This window comes from Enterobacter vonholyi, assembly GCF_008364555.1.
Taxonomy (GTDB): domain Bacteria; phylum Pseudomonadota; class Gammaproteobacteria; order Enterobacterales; family Enterobacteriaceae; genus Enterobacter; species Enterobacter vonholyi.
This window is the reverse complement of sequence record NZ_VTUC01000006.1, coordinates 310,819-325,950: the sequence shown is the minus strand read 5'-3', so window position 1 is coordinate 325,950 and position 15,132 is coordinate 310,819. Positions and strand designations below refer to the sequence as shown.

Annotated in this window: 17 protein-coding genes; 8 read left to right on the top strand and 9 right to left on the bottom strand. The window is 56.2% G+C overall.

Going from position 1 to position 15,132, the window contains the following annotated elements; translation table 11 throughout:
* From F0319_RS10310 to F0319_RS10300, 3 genes are read right to left on the bottom strand one after another with little or no spacing between them, the layout of a single operon-like run.
* Positions 1-1,260, bottom strand: coding sequence for an NAD(P)/FAD-dependent oxidoreductase (locus F0319_RS10310; RefSeq protein ID WP_149366843.1), 1,260 nt, complete (start codon positions 1,258-1,260; stop codon positions 1-3).
* Positions 1,257-1,976 (bottom strand): SDR family NAD(P)-dependent oxidoreductase, encoded by a 720-nt coding sequence (locus F0319_RS10305; RefSeq protein WP_149366842.1) that lies wholly within the window; start codon positions 1,974-1,976, stop codon positions 1,257-1,259. Before F0319_RS10305 ends, F0319_RS10310 begins: the two co-directional genes overlap by 4 nt.
* A complete protein-coding gene (locus F0319_RS10300; protein WP_008502330.1) occupies positions 1,973-2,407 on the bottom strand; it encodes a nuclear transport factor 2 family protein in 435 nt (144 codons plus the stop codon). The genes F0319_RS10305 and F0319_RS10300 overlap by 4 nt, the downstream gene beginning before the upstream one ends.
* 257 nt (positions 2,408-2,664) lie before the next feature.
* Here F0319_RS10300 and F0319_RS10295 point away from each other — a divergent pair, with 257 nt between their 5' ends.
* Both F0319_RS10295 and F0319_RS10290 read left to right on the top strand, forming a co-directional pair.
* Positions 2,665-2,862 carry a hypothetical protein gene (locus tag F0319_RS10295; RefSeq protein ID WP_023311615.1) on the top strand — a complete coding sequence of 66 codons (198 nt, stop codon included), beginning with the start codon at positions 2,665-2,667 and terminating at the stop codon, positions 2,860-2,862.
* Between the two features lies 1 nt (position 2,863).
* Entirely contained in the window at positions 2,864-3,652 is a 789-nt protein-coding gene (locus F0319_RS10290; RefSeq protein ID WP_149366841.1) for a hypothetical protein, read from the top strand.
* Positions 3,653-3,719: 67 nt separating this feature from the next.
* On the opposite strand, the gene F0319_RS10285 is transcribed toward F0319_RS10290, so the two are convergent.
* On the bottom strand, positions 3,720-4,121 hold the full coding sequence (locus F0319_RS10285) for a VOC family protein (protein ID WP_149366840.1): 402 nt from the start codon (positions 4,119-4,121) through the stop codon (positions 3,720-3,722).
* 69 nt (positions 4,122-4,190) lie between these two features.
* Positions 4,191-4,529: a winged helix-turn-helix transcriptional regulator gene (locus F0319_RS10280; protein ID WP_115874985.1), complete on the bottom strand. Its 339-nt coding sequence runs from the start codon at positions 4,527-4,529 to the stop codon at positions 4,191-4,193.
* A gap of 90 nt (positions 4,530-4,619) precedes the next feature.
* Here F0319_RS10280 and F0319_RS10275 point away from each other — a divergent pair, with 90 nt between their 5' ends.
* Entirely contained in the window at positions 4,620-5,399 is a 780-nt protein-coding gene (locus F0319_RS10275) for an SDR family oxidoreductase (protein WP_049121983.1), read from the top strand.
* A 49-nt stretch (positions 5,400-5,448) separates the two neighbouring features.
* Here F0319_RS10275 and F0319_RS10270 read toward each other — a convergent pair whose 3' ends face one another.
* Positions 5,449-6,027: a TetR/AcrR family transcriptional regulator gene (locus F0319_RS10270; protein ID WP_149366839.1), complete on the bottom strand. Its 579-nt coding sequence runs from the start codon at positions 6,025-6,027 to the stop codon at positions 5,449-5,451.
* Between the two features lie 103 nt (positions 6,028-6,130).
* Between F0319_RS10270 and F0319_RS10265 the strand changes: the two genes are divergently transcribed.
* Positions 6,131-6,598 carry a nuclear transport factor 2 family protein gene (locus tag F0319_RS10265; RefSeq protein ID WP_111964691.1) on the top strand — a complete coding sequence of 156 codons (468 nt, stop codon included), beginning with the start codon at positions 6,131-6,133 and terminating at the stop codon, positions 6,596-6,598.
* Between the two features lie 39 nt (positions 6,599-6,637).
* On the opposite strand, the gene F0319_RS10260 is transcribed toward F0319_RS10265, so the two are convergent.
* The 3 genes from F0319_RS10260 to F0319_RS10250 all read right to left on the bottom strand — a co-directional run bounded on the left by F0319_RS10260 (position 6,638) and on the right by F0319_RS10250 (position 9,073).
* Positions 6,638-7,177, bottom strand: coding sequence for an ester cyclase (locus F0319_RS10260; RefSeq protein WP_149367126.1), 540 nt, complete (start codon positions 7,175-7,177; stop codon positions 6,638-6,640).
* A gap of 64 nt (positions 7,178-7,241) precedes the next feature.
* Positions 7,242-7,961 carry an SDR family oxidoreductase gene (locus F0319_RS10255; RefSeq protein ID WP_149366838.1) on the bottom strand — a complete coding sequence of 240 codons (720 nt, stop codon included), beginning with the start codon at positions 7,959-7,961 and terminating at the stop codon, positions 7,242-7,244.
* A complete protein-coding gene (locus F0319_RS10250; RefSeq protein ID WP_149366837.1) occupies positions 7,958-9,073 on the bottom strand; it encodes an alkene reductase in 1,116 nt (371 codons plus the stop codon). Before F0319_RS10250 ends, F0319_RS10255 begins: the two co-directional genes overlap by 4 nt.
* 99 nt (positions 9,074-9,172) lie before the next feature.
* On the opposite strand from F0319_RS10250, the gene F0319_RS10245 reads away from it, so the two are divergent.
* From F0319_RS10245 to F0319_RS10230, 4 genes are all read left to right on the top strand, one after another.
* Entirely contained in the window at positions 9,173-10,084 is a 912-nt protein-coding gene (locus F0319_RS10245) for a LysR family transcriptional regulator (protein WP_115874979.1), read from the top strand.
* A 133-nt stretch (positions 10,085-10,217) separates the two neighbouring features.
* The gene (locus tag F0319_RS10240) at positions 10,218-10,832 is read left to right on the top strand and encodes a TetR/AcrR family transcriptional regulator (protein ID WP_115874978.1); all 615 of its coding nucleotides are present in this window, start codon (positions 10,218-10,220) and stop codon (positions 10,830-10,832) included.
* A 74-nt stretch (positions 10,833-10,906) separates the two neighbouring features.
* Positions 10,907-12,016: an efflux RND transporter periplasmic adaptor subunit gene (locus tag F0319_RS10235; protein WP_149366836.1), complete on the top strand. Its 1,110-nt coding sequence runs from the start codon at positions 10,907-10,909 to the stop codon at positions 12,014-12,016.
* Positions 12,013-15,102, top strand: coding sequence for an efflux RND transporter permease subunit (locus F0319_RS10230; protein WP_149366835.1), 3,090 nt, complete (start codon positions 12,013-12,015; stop codon positions 15,100-15,102). The genes F0319_RS10235 and F0319_RS10230 overlap by 4 nt, the downstream gene beginning before the upstream one ends.
* Positions 15,103-15,132: the final 30 nt, after the last annotated feature.

Sequence of the window (15,132 nt, the reverse complement as noted above, 5' to 3'; positions counted from 1 at the left end):
TTAGTTCCCCTCTCCGGCCGCTATCGCATTGACCACGTCCAGCGCGCTGCGCACGCCATCCTCATGAAAACCGTTGTACCAGTAGGCCCCGCAGTACCAGCTCCGGTTATGACCGTTGATCTCGCCGCGCCGCACCTGCGCCCGCCAGCTTTGCGGGTTAAACAGCGGATGTTCATAAACGAAGCGTTGCAGAACGAAGCGTTCATCTACCGGCACGTCAGGGTTCAGGGTGACGCAGAAAAGCGGGCTGCCCGCAGGAAGCCCCTGCAGAATGTTCATGTTGTAGGTAACGCAGGCGCTCGCCTGCTCCTGCGCGCTCAGGCGGTAGTTCCAGCTCGCCCACGCGCGCGGCCGCACCGGCAGCCAGCGCGGGTCGCTGTGCAACACGACCTCGTTGCGCTGCCAGCCAATATCGCCCAGCACCTGTCGCTCTGCGGAGGTGGGATCGTCAAGCATCGCCAGAGCACTGGCGGAGTGGCAGGCAAAAATCACCCGATCGAAAGTATGGCTGCCGTTTTCAAGCTGAAGCGTAACCCCTTGCTCGTGGCGGCTCACCCGCTGCACCGGTGAGTTGAGATGCAGCGTCAGCCGATCGCCTAATTTGTCCAGCATCGCACGGATATACTCTCGCGAGCCGCCCGGCACCACGTACCACTGCGGGCGATGGGTGATATCCAGCAGCCCGTGATTCTGGAAGAAACGTAAGAAAAGCGGCAGCGGGAAGCGCTTCATCTCCTGCAGCGAGGATGACCAGATGGCGGCTCCCATCGGCAAAATATAGTGGCGCGCAAAAAACGGCGTAAAGCCGTGCTGGTCCAGAAACGTCTGCAGCGTGGCGTTCGGGTCCACCACCCCGTCCAGCGCCTGTTTTGCCAGACGATTGAAGCGGACGATCTCGCCAAGCAGACGCCAGAACGCCGGATTCACCAGGTTGCGGCGCTGGGCAAACAGCGACGTCAGGGTGTGACCGTTGTACTCCAGCCCCGTTTCGGGGTTGTGTACCGAAAAGCTCATCTGCGTTTTTTGCCCGCTGATGCCCAGCTCGCTGAGCAGGCCCATAAAGCGCGGATAGGTGCGGTCGTTGTAGACGATAAAACCGGTATCGATCGCGTATGTGCCCTGGGGCGTCGTCACGTCAACCGTTGCGGTATGGCCGCCCGGTGTGGATCCCGCTTCAAACAGGGTCACCTGATGATGCCCGGCCAGGCGCCAGGCGCAGGTCAGCCCGGCAATGCCGCTGCCGATAATCGCAATGTTCATGAACGCACCATCCTGCGCAGCAGCGCGCGCTGTAGAAACGCAGGCAGCCCGGAGAGCAGCCGCAAAATGAAGCCAAACCCGGACGGAAACGCGATGTGCATTTTCCCGGCCGCCAGACCGATACGTATCGCCTTCACCGCCTCGTCGACGGTCACCCTGCCCGGCATGGCAAAATCGTTTTTTTGCGTCAGGGGCGTATCGACAAAGCCCGGGGAAACAACCGTCACGGCAATGCCTTTTGGCTCCCAGTCCAGGCGCAGGCTTTCGGCAAACCAGCTCAGCGCGGCTTTGGACGCGCCATAGGCCTCTGCACGCGGGAAGGGAAGCCAGTGGGCCATCGAGCTCACCAGCACCACGCGGTTACCGGCAACCAGCTGCGGCTGTAGCGCCTCAAGGCAGTTCACCGGCCCGAGGAAATTAGTGTTCATGACCCGCTCTACCAGCGCCGCGTCCACCACGCCCTGGTCGAGATATTCGCAGGTACCGGCGCAGAGAATAATCAGATCGGCGTAACTGCCGGTCAGCGCCTGGCGACAGGCGTCCCGGTCCGTCATATCGAACAGACGAACGGTGAGATTGGGGCAGGTCTGATGCAGTGCTTCCAGACGCGCCGGATCGCGCCCGCAGGCAATCACATGGTAGCCGTCAGCGGCAAAGGATTTTGCCAGCCCGGCGCCAATGCCCGAGCTTGCGCCGGTAATCAGCACCGTCTTCATGATTTAACTCTCCGCTTCACGCCGCGTACCGCCCAGCCCAGCAGAGGGAGATGTTCGTAGATCATCTCTCCCGCATCGTAGTAGTCGCGCTGGTGCGTGATGAGATCGTTTTCCGTCTCCACCACCGAGCACCCCGGCAGATCGAGCGGCTCACCTCCGGCAATGCGCGGATGCGACCAGTGCATCACCCAGGTGACAACAAACCGGTTCCCACTGCACAGCGGCGGATCGATAGAAAAACGGCAATTCTCGACGTTGGCCAGCAAATGGGTGAAATAGCGCTGAAGCGCAAAGATACCGTCATGCTCGCCGAACGGATCGACAAGCGTGGCATTTGAATGGTAAAGCCCGACCAGCGCGGACGGCGGCTGGCTATCCAGTGCGGCGTAGTACTCAACAAACCGACTCACGACAGAGGGCAAAGTGCTCATGGGTCACATCCTGGCTGTAAACAACGTGGCGTAATCGCATACTTAAAACTTACACAATTAACGTTATTTGTCCAAGTTTGTGCAAATTTATTTTTTATTAAGCAGAAATATCAACAAGTTGAAAGCCATTCTTTTGGCGAATTTTCAGGCCGGGTGAGGCTTCGCCATCACCCGGCTATAACTTTCAGGATATCCTTAAAGCAAATTTATCGGTCTTCATCCAGGCTTATTCCTTTTAATTCATAAGGATGCCTGACATGAAACGTTTCTTTCTCTCCCTTTTCTCCAGCCCGGAATCCTTACTGCAGGTGATGAGCCAGCAGGAAATTATTGAAGCCGTCGAAGATGGCGACCGCATCATTATCGACCAGGACGGAAACGCCTCCGTGAACTACAAAAGCAACGAGGTGCGGCAGGATTTTCTGCGTCACGTCAACATGCTGAAGAGGGCCTGATATGGGAACGGCGATATTTATGGTGCTGATGGTCTGCGGGTACTGGTACACCAGCCGCGACCTGTCGACCCGCTTTAAAATCAAGCGTTCCTTTGGCTGGGACGTCTATTTTCTTGTGGCGCTGTACGGCTGTATTTTCGTTCTGCAGGGGGTGATTGCCACGGGTCTGCTCTGGCTGCTGCTGCTCGCCCTTTCCGCCGCCAATAACGCTTTTCACTTTGCCTCACCGAAATATACCGACTGGCAAATCGACTTTATGAACTGGAGTTTTTTAGGCATTCAGGCGCCGGTGGTCGTGATGCTGGCGTTCGCCATCCTGTTTTGCCTCTACCGCTCTAACTGGGCGGGCAGCGCCAGGCTGGACGGCGAAAGCCGGAAAAAGCTCTACAAACGTCTGGCGCAGTCGAGCGGGATCGAACAACTGCTATACCAGTGTATGGAACAAGGCGAGCTGGCGCAGGTCACGCTCCGCTCGAGACGGATTTACGTCGGCATGATCCACACCGCGACTCTGGAATATGAAAAAACGGCCAATATCGTGCTGATCCCGATGTTGAGCGGGTACCGGGATGCGAATACGATGAACCTGCGCATCGAGAATAATTACAGCAGGTGGTATGCGGAGCATGACATTACGCTCGACTCTGAACCCCGCAGCGCCATGTCATTCCGCAAGGTGATTTTACTCAATCAGATTGAGAGCATCTCGCTGTTCGATCCCGCAAGCGCCAGCGCGCTGTCGCTGGCACAGCGGGACGAGAGCCCTGGCCCTAAAGAGACATCCCCATAATTTTGAGTACGCTCTGCTGGGAAGCGTACAGGACAAAAGGCGAATGACACATCATTTGCGGTGGTATTCACGGTTGCGCAGTCTGATAAAGATCCCAGCGGTTGCCGTAAATATCTTCAAACACCACCACCGTACCGTACTCTTCCTCACGAGGTTCTTCGCAGAAATGAACGCCTTTTGCCTTCATGGCATGGTAATCGCGCCAAAAATCATCCGTCTGAAGGAACAGGAAAACTCTGCCGCCGCTTTGATTACCGATAAAACCTTCCTGCCTCTCGTTAGAGGCACGAGCCAGCAGGATAGTGCAGTCGCTTTCCGGGTTGGGTGAGACGACTACCCAGCGTTTTCCCGGTTGGGGCGTATCCTCTACGAGGGTAAACCCCAGCTTGTCGGTGTAGTACTCAATGGCGCGATCGTAGTCATCAACCACAATAGCTACGCAGCCAAGGCATCGTTTCTGTGTTCTCATTTTTTCGTTTCCTTTGCACAAATGGGTTACGGATAACGCTATTCCATTGAAGCGTGCTGACCGCCAGGCTTACAGGCTTGCGTAAGCCTCACGTTTTTCTGCCCATTTCAGCATGGCATCAAGCGCCGGGCATAATGCCTGCCCCCAATCGGTGAGGCGATACTCTACTTTCGGTGGCACTTGAGGGTAAACCATCCGCGAAACGATACCGTCGGACTCGAGTTGTCGAAGTTGCTGCGCCAGCATCTTTTGGGAAATACCGGGGATCAGTTTTTCGAAATCAGAATAGCGCTGCACTTTTCCGTCGAAAAGATGAAAAAGAATAATTAATTTCCAGCGCCCTTCCAGCAACCGTAATACTTGCTCCACGCCGCTTGCGGCAGATTCCGGACTATATAACTTACTCATAATTTAGTAACTCACTTTTTCGTACGTACTTGTCAATTACTCAGTCTATGTTGAATATACCTGTACTGTAAATAATGGGAGCGAAAGTCCATGTCATTAGATATTGATTTTAAAGGCAAGCGCGTGCTTGTTACCGCTGGCACGAAAGGGCTCGGCAAAGCAGTCGTCGGACTTTTAAAACAACTCGGTGCAACGGTATTTACCACGGCGCGCCACGATCCAGACGTAAATATCGCGGATACTTTCGTAGCCGCTGATCTTACTACGGTCGCTGGATGTGCCTCAGTCGCATCCGCAGTGCAGGAACAGATGGGAGGTGTCGACGTAATTATCCATGTTGCAGGCGGTTCAACCTCACCCGGTGGCGGTTTTGCTGCACTTGGCGAAGACGAGTGGCAGCAGGAGCTCAATCTTAATTTGTTACCTGCAGTACGCTTAGATCGCGCCCTGCTTCCCGGAATGCTTGAGCAGGGAAATGGGGTGATTATTCACGTGACGTCTATCCAGCGCGAACTGCCTTTACCGGATTCAACAACGGGTTATGCGGCGGCTAAGGCAGCCCTCTCAACCTACAGTAAAAGTCTTTCAAAGGAAGTCTCGCCGAAAGGTGTTCGGGTGGTGCGCGTTGCCCCCGGCTGGATCGAAACTGAAGCGGCGGTGGCACTTGCGGAGAGACTGGCAAAGCAGGCAGGAACAGACTACGAAGGTGGCAAACAGATCATTATGAAGGCGTTAGGTGGAATACCGCTCGGACGCCCTGCCCGCCCGATTGAGGTTGCCAACCTCATCGTCTTCCTCGCTTCATCGCATGCTGCGAGTATCACAGGTACTGAATTTGTGATTGATGGCGGCACCATTCCAACAGTGTAACGCGGATGCTTAATCGACTTGGTGCAAGAGTTGATTAAGCACCGGAATCTCACTGGCCGGTCAGTTCCGCTAAGACCCTTTTTAACGCATTTATTATCGTTTCTGTATCCATGCCCATTTGCGCATGAATAATTGCGCCGTCAATGAGCAACATGATTTCATTGACGACGCGCTCATCAGCAATCTTCGTCAGCAACGCAATAATCTTCTTTGTTTCGATTTTATGATCGCGGCAAATCTCTTTTATTTCGCTTTCAATCTCTTCGGATTTGGCTTCCGCGCTGGCGTTAATAAACGCGCAGCCGTGGAACTCGGGCGAAATAAACCATTCATAAAGGGTAGCCGATAGAGCGTCCGCAGGCGTTTGGCCGTCCACGAGATGTCGACGAAGCGTGGCCTCAAACCAGTTAATCCATATTTCATGTCGATAGTGTAAATAGGCGAGAATAAGCAAGCTCTTACTCGGAAAATGGCGATAAAACGTCACCTTAGTCACTTTCGACGCTTTAATCAGCGTGTCCACCCCCGTCGCCCTGAATCCAGTGGAATAAAAAAGATCGTGCGCCGTGAGTAATATTTTATCTCTGACGCTGATTTTTGTCTCATTACTTGCGGGTTCGATTTTCATTTTTTCGACAGCCTCAAAAAGAGTGTTGACAGCGTTATTTTTCAGGCATAGATTACCGCAAGTAGACAGACCTGTCTACATAAATCACACTGAGGTAATCGCCATGAACACACGCCCTCCTTTACCGCCCTTCACTCGTGAAAGCGCCATCGAAAAAGTCAGGCTGGCAGAAGATGGCTGGAACAGCCGCGATCCGGCGAAAGTCGCGCTTGCCTATACGCTGGACACCCAATGGCGTAACCGCGCAGAGTTCGCCACCAACCGTGAAGAAGCCCAGGCGTTTCTGGAGCGGAAATGGAAAAAAGAGCTGGAGTATCGTCTGATTAAAGAGCTCTGGGCATTCACGGATAACCGGATCGCGGTGCGCTATGCCTATGAATGGCATGATGATTCCGGCAACTGGTTCCGCTCTTACGGCAATGAAAACTGGGAGTTTGAGCCGGACGGCCTGATGAAGCGCCGCTTTGCCTGCGTAAACGATATGCCGATAAAAGAATCCGAGCGGCTGTTCCACTGGCCGCTGGGCAGACGCCCGGACGATCACCCTTCGCTGAGCGATCTTGGCTTATAGGATTTTCGCATCACTCCGGGCCGCCCCGGAGTGGTGACTTTACAGCGCGCCGAGCTGTTTCATCAGCGTCAGGTTGTCCTCAATGTGCCAGTTTGCCGCAATCTTACCGTCAGCGACTTCATAAATATCGGTGGCGATAAAATCTATTTTCTGCCCCTGTCCTTTCAGCTTGCCGAATGTCCCGGTGAAGGTGCCGTGAAAATGTAGATGCGAAACCACGCGATCGCCTGAAATAATCATTTGCTCAACGTCACAACGCAAATCAGGCACGGCTGTCCGAAACGCCCTGGAAGCTAGAATAGCGCCCTCGGGACCTTGCTTACGTCCTTCCGGGGGCGTTTTATCAATAAAGTTTACTGCCAGGGCATCACGCGCCAGAGTTTCATTACCGGTGTTCCAGAACGTGGCATATTTTCTGGCAGCAGCTTCATTCGCCTTTAATTGTGCCTGTGACAGACTGTTGTCCACAATAAGCTGTTTCGGCTGCAGCCATTCCCCCTGCGAGGAAATAGCATTGCCCGACAGACCGGCAAAAATAAGCGCCGCGATAGCGGGACAAAAACACGTCGTATATTTCATGTTGTTTCTCAATAGAGTATTACGTCGCCCGCAGACGAAGACCTGCGGACCAATTTAATGAGGGTCAGTTAATTAACGCCCCGCCCTCAATATCAATAATCGATCCCGTCACAAAGGGATTATCAATGGCGAAAAGATACCCCTGCGCGATGTCCTCCGCCCTTCCCCAGGCCTTGGCTGGCAGGGTTTCCGCCGCGCCGGCGAGCATTTTTTCCCGCGCGGCGGCGTCCATCCCCGCATACGCTTCCGTGTCGGTCAGCCCCGGACTGACGACGTTGACGCGCAGCGGTGAAAGCTCTTTCGCCAGCACTTTTGTCGCAGCCTCAATGGCGGCATTCATCGTTGTTTTTACGATGGCGCCCGCCACGGTGCGGCGCGCCACGAAACCGCTGGTGAACGTCAACGTACCGCGGGGGGCAATATTCCCGCTGAGATAGCGGGCGACATTGAGGCTTCCCCAGAATTTTGTATCAAAGGCCTGCCTTGCCGCACGGAGATCCAGTCCGGAAAGCAACCCGCCCGGCGCCTGTGAACCCGCCGTGACGACAATATTATTGACCTCGCCCAGCGTTTCACCGAGCGCAACAAGCTCTTCCTCACGGCTGATGTCCAGCACGAGGTTGTGAACGGACGCGGCGTGGGCGCTCAGCCGCTGTCGCGCGGCGTCCAGTTTTGCGCTGTCGCGTCCGGCAAGAATAATCTCCTCACCGCGCCCGGCAAGCAGGCTGCCCACGGCGAAACCGATGCCGGAAGCGCCGCCGATAATTAAAGTTTTACGGGTCATAATGTTTCCTCCTGTAGAGCGTACGTTGGGTAATCGGTATATCCCGTGCCGGTACCGCCAAACAGCGTGGCGGGGTCGCGCACCTGGGCAAGAGGCAGCTGGTTTGCCAGCCGGTGGGGCAAATCGGGGTTGGCAATAAACGGTCGGCCGAAGGCAATCAAATCGGCATAGCCGGCAGCAAGGATCTTTTCAGCTTTATCAAGGTCATAGTTACCCGCGACGATAAGAGTTCCGCTAAAGGTCTCGCGAAGGGACTGACGGAAACGCTCGGGTACCTGAGGGGCATCATCCCAGTCGGCTTCCGCCAGGTGGATGAATGCAATATCTTTTTGTTCACACCAGGCCGCAAGCGCAAGTATGGCCTCCGAAACCTGCGGGTCGTTCATCCCGCGCTGGGTAATAAATGGGGAAAGGCGGATGCCCGTGCGCTCGTGACCAATGGCCTCGGCAATGGCGCTTAACACCTCCTGGGCAAAACGGATGCGGTTCACCAGCGTACCGCCGTACTCATCCGTGCGTTTGTTGGAGGTTTGACGCAGGAACTGGTCTATCAGATACCCGTTTCCGCCATGAACTTCTACGCCATCAAAACCGGCCTGGACGGCATTCAGTGCCGCCTGACGATAGTCCGCGATGATGCTGTGAATATCCTTGCGCGAGAGTGTTCTCGGCTGCGGGCAGTCAACCATCTGGCCTTCCCCATGCTCATTCACCACCCACACCTGCGCGTCTGGCGCCAGTGCTGACGGGGCGACGGGCTGACCATCCTGGTGAAAACTGGCGTGCGACATTCGCCCGACGTGCCAGAGCTGCGAAAAAATCACTCCGCCCGCCTGATGCACGGCGCCCGTCGTGAGTTGCCATCCCGAAACCTGTTCAGGCGAATGGATGCCGGGTGTCCATGAGTATCCCTGGCCCTGAGGCGAAATCTGCGTGGCTTCCGTGATGATTAATCCCGCGCTGGCACGCTGCCGGTAATACTCTGCCATCAGCGCGGAGGGGATATTTCCCGGCTGAAGGGAGCGCGCGCGGGTCATCGGCGCCATGACGATACGATTTTTCAGGTCCAGCGAACCCAGCCTGTAGCGTTCAAAAAGTGAGGTACGTTGCATGATTTTAACCCTTATGGTTTGGATAAAATCACTTTACAGCCGGCATCTGATTTTGATAATTACGCTAAAAGTAGATGCACTTTTCGGAAAATATGAATAATGGGCAAACTCGAAGACATGGCCTTACTGGTGGAAGTTGCCGAGGCCGGAAGTCTTTCCGCCGCCGGACGACGCCTGTCGCTTTCCCCCGCTACCATGACGGCCAGGCTGAAGGCGATTGAGGAGCGTTACCAGACGCGCCTGTTTCACCGCTCAACGCGATCCCTCACCCTGACCCGCGCCGGGGAAGAGTTTTACCATGCCGCGCTGCGCGTGCTGGAAGAGATGCATCATGCCGAGTCGTTACTGACGCAAAAAGAGGGCGTGCTCAGCGGCAATATTCGCCTTTCCGCGCCCTCGGATTTTGGCAGACAGTATCTTAGCCCCGCCGTCATTGATTTTTCCCGGCGCCATCCTGACGTTAAATTTTTCATTTCGTTAAGAGAACACGTTGAGGATCTGGTCGCTAACCGGCTGGATATGAGCGTGCGTTTTGGCAACCTGCCGGACAGCAGTCTTGTTGTCAGAAACATCCGCCCGAACCGTCGGGTGCTGGTTGCCTCCGGGGCGTATCTTAACGACCACGGCGTCCCCGCCACGTTTGCCGATTTAGCCCGGCACCGGTGCCTGGCGCTGGAATCGCAGGGCGTGGTGATGAATGAATGGCGCTTTGAAACTAATGGTGAGGAAAGCATTGTTCGCGTTGAGCCCGCCATGGTGTGCGACGACGGAGCATTGCTTCGTCAGTGGGCGCTCAGCGGAGCTGGCATCGCGGGGAAATCGTGGTGGGACGTCAAAGACGACGTTGAAACCGGAAGGCTCACGGTGCTGTTTGCCGACAGCTTCACCGGGTTTAGCCGATACGATCGCAAAGATGTCGGGCTGCAGCTTGTTTACCCCCAGCGCAAACTGCAGCCGCTTCAGGTAACGGCGTTTAGCCAGTTTTTTCTCGACTGGCTTAAAAAACATTAACGTAAAAAACAGTGATACACTTACTCCACCTAGCCGATTGTCCCGTCTTTACGGCGTAAGGCAGCACAACTGTAACCAAAATACAAAATGGTCACTCGTTGCCAACCATGGCCCGTCACGCTAAGCTTACATAATGACTAAAACTATGAACGCCCCATCAATACGTGGTCCACTTGACCATTCTGTCAGAGAGCAAATCGTCGAAGCGGCCTTTGAGCACTTCGGTCACTACGGCTATGAAAAAACCACCGTCGCCGAACTGGCTAAATCCATTGGTTTTTCAAAATCCTACATTTATAAGTTCTTCGATTCCAAACAGGCTATTGGCGAAGTGATCTGCGCTAACCGCCTGGAGCTGATCATGGCGGCAGTGCTTTCCGCCATTGAGGATGCGCCGTCAGCAAGCGAAAAACTCCGCCGTCTTTTCAAGGCGCTCACCGAGGCCGGAAGCGAGCTGTTTTTCCACGATCGTAAGCTTTACGACATCGCCGCCGTCGCCGCGCGCGAGCAGTGGCCGTCGACAGAGCGGTATGCAGAAAGTCTGATGAAGCTGATTGAGAGCATCATTATCGAAGGCAGGCAGGCCGGAGAGTTTGAAAGAAAAACGCCGCTGGATGAGGTCACTCAGGCTATCCACATGGTGATGTGTCCTTTTATTAATCCCGTTCAGCTGCAATACAATCTCGAAATGGCTCCCACCGCGGCGGTGCTTCTCTCTTCACTCATTTTAAGAAGCCTTGCCCCCTAACTTGTGACCATTGACATTTTTGGTCACCAGTCAGAGAATGCGGAAACCGTCCTGTTACGTCGAAAAGGTTTCCCATGCTCAGGCTCACTTCAGCCCGCGTTGCCGTTTGTCTCATGCCGTTTGCCCTGGTGGCATGCGGCGATATTTCCGCAAGTGACGATCCGCGTACAAAGCCACCGCTTGTCCGATCCGCATCCGTCGAGCTTGCGAACAATAGCGCCCGCGCCTTCACGGGCGTGGTGGTCGCAAGAACGCAAAGCGATTTAGGTTTCAGAGTTCAGGGCAAAATCCTTGAGCGACTGGTTGATACGGGCCAGACCGTCAAACAGGGTCAGCCCTTGCTGCGCCTGGATCCGGTTGACCTGAAATTACAGGCACAGGCGCAGCAGCGTGCGGTGGATGCGGCTCAGGCGCGCGCGCGAAAAGCCTCCAGCGATGAGGCGCGCTATCGCGGACTTGTGGCGTCCGGCGCCGTTTCTGCCTCGGAGTATGATCAGATCAAAGCGGCAGCCGATACGGCCAGGGCCGATCTCAGCGCCGCCCGCGCGCAGGCCAACGTGGCGCAAAACGCCACGGGATATGCCGTCCTGCTGGCGGATTCAGACGGCGTGGTCATGGAGACGCTCGCCGAGCCGGGTCTGGTCGTCAGTGCCGGACAGGTGACGATCAGGCTCGCCAGAGCGGGACAGCGTGAAGCGCTCGTGCAGCTTCCGGAAACATTGCGCCCTGCCGTCGGCAGCGAAGCGCAGGCCACGCTTTATGGCAATGAAAAACACCCGGTCACCGCAACGCTTCGCCTGCTGTCTGACTCGGCCGATGCCGCGACCCGCACGTATGAAGCCCGCTACGTGCTGGATGGCCTGCTGGCGAACGCGCCGCTGGGGGCGACCGTCACGCTGAACATTCAGGACAATAAAGCGGAAGGTCAGATCATGCAGGTCCCGCTGGCCTCACTCTATGATGCAGGAAAAGGTCCCGGCGTCTGGCGCATTTCCGCCCAGCCCGCAAAGGTCGCATGGACGCCCGTCAAGGTGCTGAGCGTGGGTGAAGATGCCGTGCTGGTCACGGGCGGCGTGAAGCCCGGTGAGAAGATTGTTGCGCTAGGCGCACATCTTCTGCACGAAGGTGAGGTCGTCAGTCTCGCGAAACAACGCAATAACGCCCTGGCGGAGAACACGCCATGAGCGGAAGCCGCTTCAACCTGTCCACGCTGGCCGTCCGCGAACGTTCCATCACGCTGTTTCTGATCGTTCTGGTCACGATTGCCGGAATTTACGCCTTCTTTGGGCTCGGGCGCGCGGAAGATCCGCCCTTCACGGTGAAGCAAATGACGGTGGTAACCGTCTGGCCGGGTGCGACCGCGCAGGAGATCCAGGATCAGGTCGCGGAGCCGCTGGAAAAGCGCCTGCAGGAACTCAAGTGGTATGACCGTACCGAAACTTATACCCGTCCCGGCATGGCATTCATCACGCTGTCGTTGCAGGACAAGACCCCGCCAGCCGAAGTGCAGGAGGAGTTCTATCAGGCGCGTAAAAAGCTTGGAGATGAATCGCAGCGTCTCCCGGCGGGCGTCATCGGCCCGATGATCAATGACGAATTCTCGGATGTCACCTTTGCTCTCTTTGCCCTGAAAGCAAAAGGCGAACCGCAGCGGCAGCTGGTACGCGATGCCGAAGGCCTGCGCCAGCAGCTTCTGCACGTTCCCGGCGTGAAGAAAGTGAACATTATCGGCGAACAGGCCGAGCGGATTTATGTCGCCTTCTCCCACGACCGTCTGGCGACGATAGGGCTCTCACCCCAGGATATTTTCAATGCCCTCAACAGCCAAAACGCGTTGACCGCGGCGGGTTCGATTGAGACCCGAGGAGCGCAGATTTTTATCCGCCTTGACGGCGCGTTCGATGAACTGCAGAAAATCCGCGATACGCCTTTTGTCGCTCAGGGCAAAACCCTCAAGCTGTCAGATGTGGCAACGGTTGAACGTGGCTACGAAGATCCCCCGACGATGCTGATACGCAATCAGCATGAACCCGCCCTTCTGCTGGGCATCGTAATGCGCGAAGGCTGGAACGGTCTGGCGCTGGGTAAAGCGCTGGATGCGGAAACGGCAAAAATTAATGATAGCCTGCCGCTTGGCATGTCCCTGACCAAAGTCACCGATCAGTCCGTCAATATTCGCTCGTCGGTCGATGAGTTTATGATCAAATTCTTTGTCGCACTGCTTGTGGTCATGGTGGTTTGTTTTGTCAGCATGGGCTGGCGCGTGGGGGTAGTCGTTGCGGCGGCGGTCCCGCTGACGCTGGCGGTCGTCTTCGTGGTGATGGAGGCTGCGGGAATAAACTTTGACCGCGTCACGCTGGGCTCCCTGATACTCGCCCTCGGCCTGCTGGTTGATGATGCCATTATCGCCATCGAAATGATGGTGGTGAAGATGGAGGAAGGTTACGACAGAATCAAAGCCTCAGCCTACGCCTGGAGCCATACCGCCGCGCCCATGCTGGCCGGAACCCTGGTGACGGCCATTGGCTTTATGCCGAATGGGTTTGCCCAGTCGACCGCCGGGGAATACACCAGCAATATGTTCTGGATTGTCGGCCTCGCCCTGATTGCATCGTGGTTTGTCGCGGTAGTGTTCACGCCCTATCTTGGGGTGAAGATCCTGCCGGCGATCCCCAAAGTGGAAGGCGGCCATGCCGCCATCTATAACACGCCTCGCTATAACCGTTTTCGCCAGCTGCTTGGCCGCGTTATCGCCAGAAAGTGGCGCGTGGCCGGCTCCGTGGTCGCCATTTTCATTCTGGCCGTGCTCGGCATGGGGCTGGTAAAAAAACAGTTTTTCCCGACCTCCGATCGCCCGGAAGTGCTGGTTGAAGTACAGATGCCCTACGGCACCTCAATTGCGCAAACCAGCACCGCCACCGCAAAAATAGAAGCGTGGCTGGGCCAGCAGCCGGAAGCCAAAATCGTCACTGCCTATATTGGTCAGGGGTCGCCCCGTTTTTATCTGGCAATGGCGCCTGAACTGCCCGATCCCTCTTTTGCGAAAATCGTGATCCTGACGGACAGCGAGACGTCACGCGAGGCGCTCAAGTTCAGGCTCAGGGAGGCCGTCGCCAGCGGTCTTGTGCCCGAAGCCCGCGTGCGGGTGACGCAGCTGGTATTCGGCCCTTACTCGCCCTTCCCGGTTGCCTGGCGCGTGTCGGGCCCGGATGTCGAACAGGTGCATGACATCGCTGATAAGGTGAAAGCCGTGCTCCAGGCAAGCCCGATGATGCGAACCGTCAACACCGACTGGGGGTCACGCGTTCCCGTCCTGCATTTCACTCTCGATCAAAACCGCCTGCAGGCGACCGGCTTAACCTCCAGCGCCGTTGCCGATCAGCTTCAGTTTCTGCTTTCAGGCGTGCCAGTCACCTCCGTGCGGGAAGATATTCGATCGGTAGACGTCATTGCCCGCGCGGCGGGCGATATCCGTCTTGACCCGGCAAAAATCGAAGGCTTTACCCTGGTCGGCAATGCGGGACAGCGCGTGCCGCTGTCTCAAATCGGCAAGATAGAGGTCGGCATGGAAGACCCGGTCCTTCGCCGTCGCGATCGCACCCCGACAATTACCGTGCGGGGCGATATTGCCGACAATCTTCAGCCACCGGACGTGTCGGTCGCCATCATGAAGCAGCTCCAGCCGATCGTTGATGCGCTGCCGGCCGGGTACCGTATTGACATGGCGGGTTCGATTGAGGAATCGGGCAAAGCGACGCAGGCAATGTTACCGCTGTTCCCGATCATGATTGCCCTAACGCTGCTGATCATCATTTTGCAGGTGCGCTCACTCTCCGCGATGGTGATGGTGTTCTTAACCGCGCCGCTGGGGCTGATTGGCGTCGTGCCGACCCTGCTGATATTTAATCAGCCGTTTGGCATTAACGCGCTGGTCGGTCTGATCGCCCTTTCCGGCATTCTGATGCGCAATACGCTGATCCTGATCGGTCAAATCGATCATAACCAGAAGGACGGTCTCGAGCCGTTCCAGGCGGTGGTTGAAGCGACGGTCCAGCGCGCACGCCCGGTCTTACTGACCGCCATGGCGGCCGTGCTGGCGTTCATTCCCCTGACGCATTCGGTATTCTGGGGCACGCTGGCCTGGACGCTGATCGGCGGAACGCTGGGCGGGACGATCATTACGCTCATCTTCCTGCCCGCAATGTATGCGATCTGGTTTCGGATCCGCCCCGCGGAACAACGCGTGCAGCACGTTGCTGAAAACGTGTAAACTACCATGAGTAGATAACACTTCTGAGGA

What these genes read in the sequence shown, in the direction of transcription:
- F0319_RS10310 (WP_149366843.1), bottom strand. Translation starts at nt 1,260, where the DNA reads ATGAACATTGCGATTATCGGCAGCGGCATTGCCGGGCTGACCTGCGCC.
- F0319_RS10305 (WP_149366842.1), bottom strand. Translation starts at nt 1,976, where the DNA reads ATGAAGACGGTGCTGATTACCGGCGCAAGCTCGGGCATTGGCGCCGGG.
- F0319_RS10300 (WP_008502330.1), bottom strand. Translation starts at nt 2,407, where the DNA reads ATGAGCACTTTGCCCTCTGTCGTGAGTCGGTTTGTTGAGTACTACGCC.
- F0319_RS10295 (WP_023311615.1), top strand. Translation starts at nt 2,665, where the DNA reads ATGAAACGTTTCTTTCTCTCCCTTTTCTCCAGCCCGGAATCCTTACTG.
- F0319_RS10290 (WP_149366841.1), top strand. Translation starts at nt 2,864, where the DNA reads ATGGGAACGGCGATATTTATGGTGCTGATGGTCTGCGGGTACTGGTAC.
- F0319_RS10285 (WP_149366840.1), bottom strand. Translation starts at nt 4,121, where the DNA reads ATGAGAACACAGAAACGATGCCTTGGCTGCGTAGCTATTGTGGTTGAT.
- F0319_RS10280 (WP_115874985.1), bottom strand. Translation starts at nt 4,529, where the DNA reads ATGAGTAAGTTATATAGTCCGGAATCTGCCGCAAGCGGCGTGGAGCAA.
- F0319_RS10275 (WP_049121983.1), top strand. Translation starts at nt 4,620, where the DNA reads ATGTCATTAGATATTGATTTTAAAGGCAAGCGCGTGCTTGTTACCGCT.
- F0319_RS10270 (WP_149366839.1), bottom strand. Translation starts at nt 6,027, where the DNA reads ATGAAAATCGAACCCGCAAGTAATGAGACAAAAATCAGCGTCAGAGAT.
- F0319_RS10265 (WP_111964691.1), top strand. Translation starts at nt 6,131, where the DNA reads ATGAACACACGCCCTCCTTTACCGCCCTTCACTCGTGAAAGCGCCATC.
- F0319_RS10260 (WP_149367126.1), bottom strand. Translation starts at nt 7,177, where the DNA reads ATGAAATATACGACGTGTTTTTGTCCCGCTATCGCGGCGCTTATTTTT.
- F0319_RS10255 (WP_149366838.1), bottom strand. Translation starts at nt 7,961, where the DNA reads ATGACCCGTAAAACTTTAATTATCGGCGGCGCTTCCGGCATCGGTTTC.
- F0319_RS10250 (WP_149366837.1), bottom strand. Translation starts at nt 9,073, where the DNA reads ATGCAACGTACCTCACTTTTTGAACGCTACAGGCTGGGTTCGCTGGAC.
- F0319_RS10245 (WP_115874979.1), top strand. Translation starts at nt 9,173, where the DNA reads ATGGGCAAACTCGAAGACATGGCCTTACTGGTGGAAGTTGCCGAGGCC.
- F0319_RS10240 (WP_115874978.1), top strand. Translation starts at nt 10,218, where the DNA reads ATGACTAAAACTATGAACGCCCCATCAATACGTGGTCCACTTGACCAT.
- F0319_RS10235 (WP_149366836.1), top strand. Translation starts at nt 10,907, where the DNA reads ATGCTCAGGCTCACTTCAGCCCGCGTTGCCGTTTGTCTCATGCCGTTT.
- F0319_RS10230 (WP_149366835.1), top strand. Translation starts at nt 12,013, where the DNA reads ATGAGCGGAAGCCGCTTCAACCTGTCCACGCTGGCCGTCCGCGAACGT.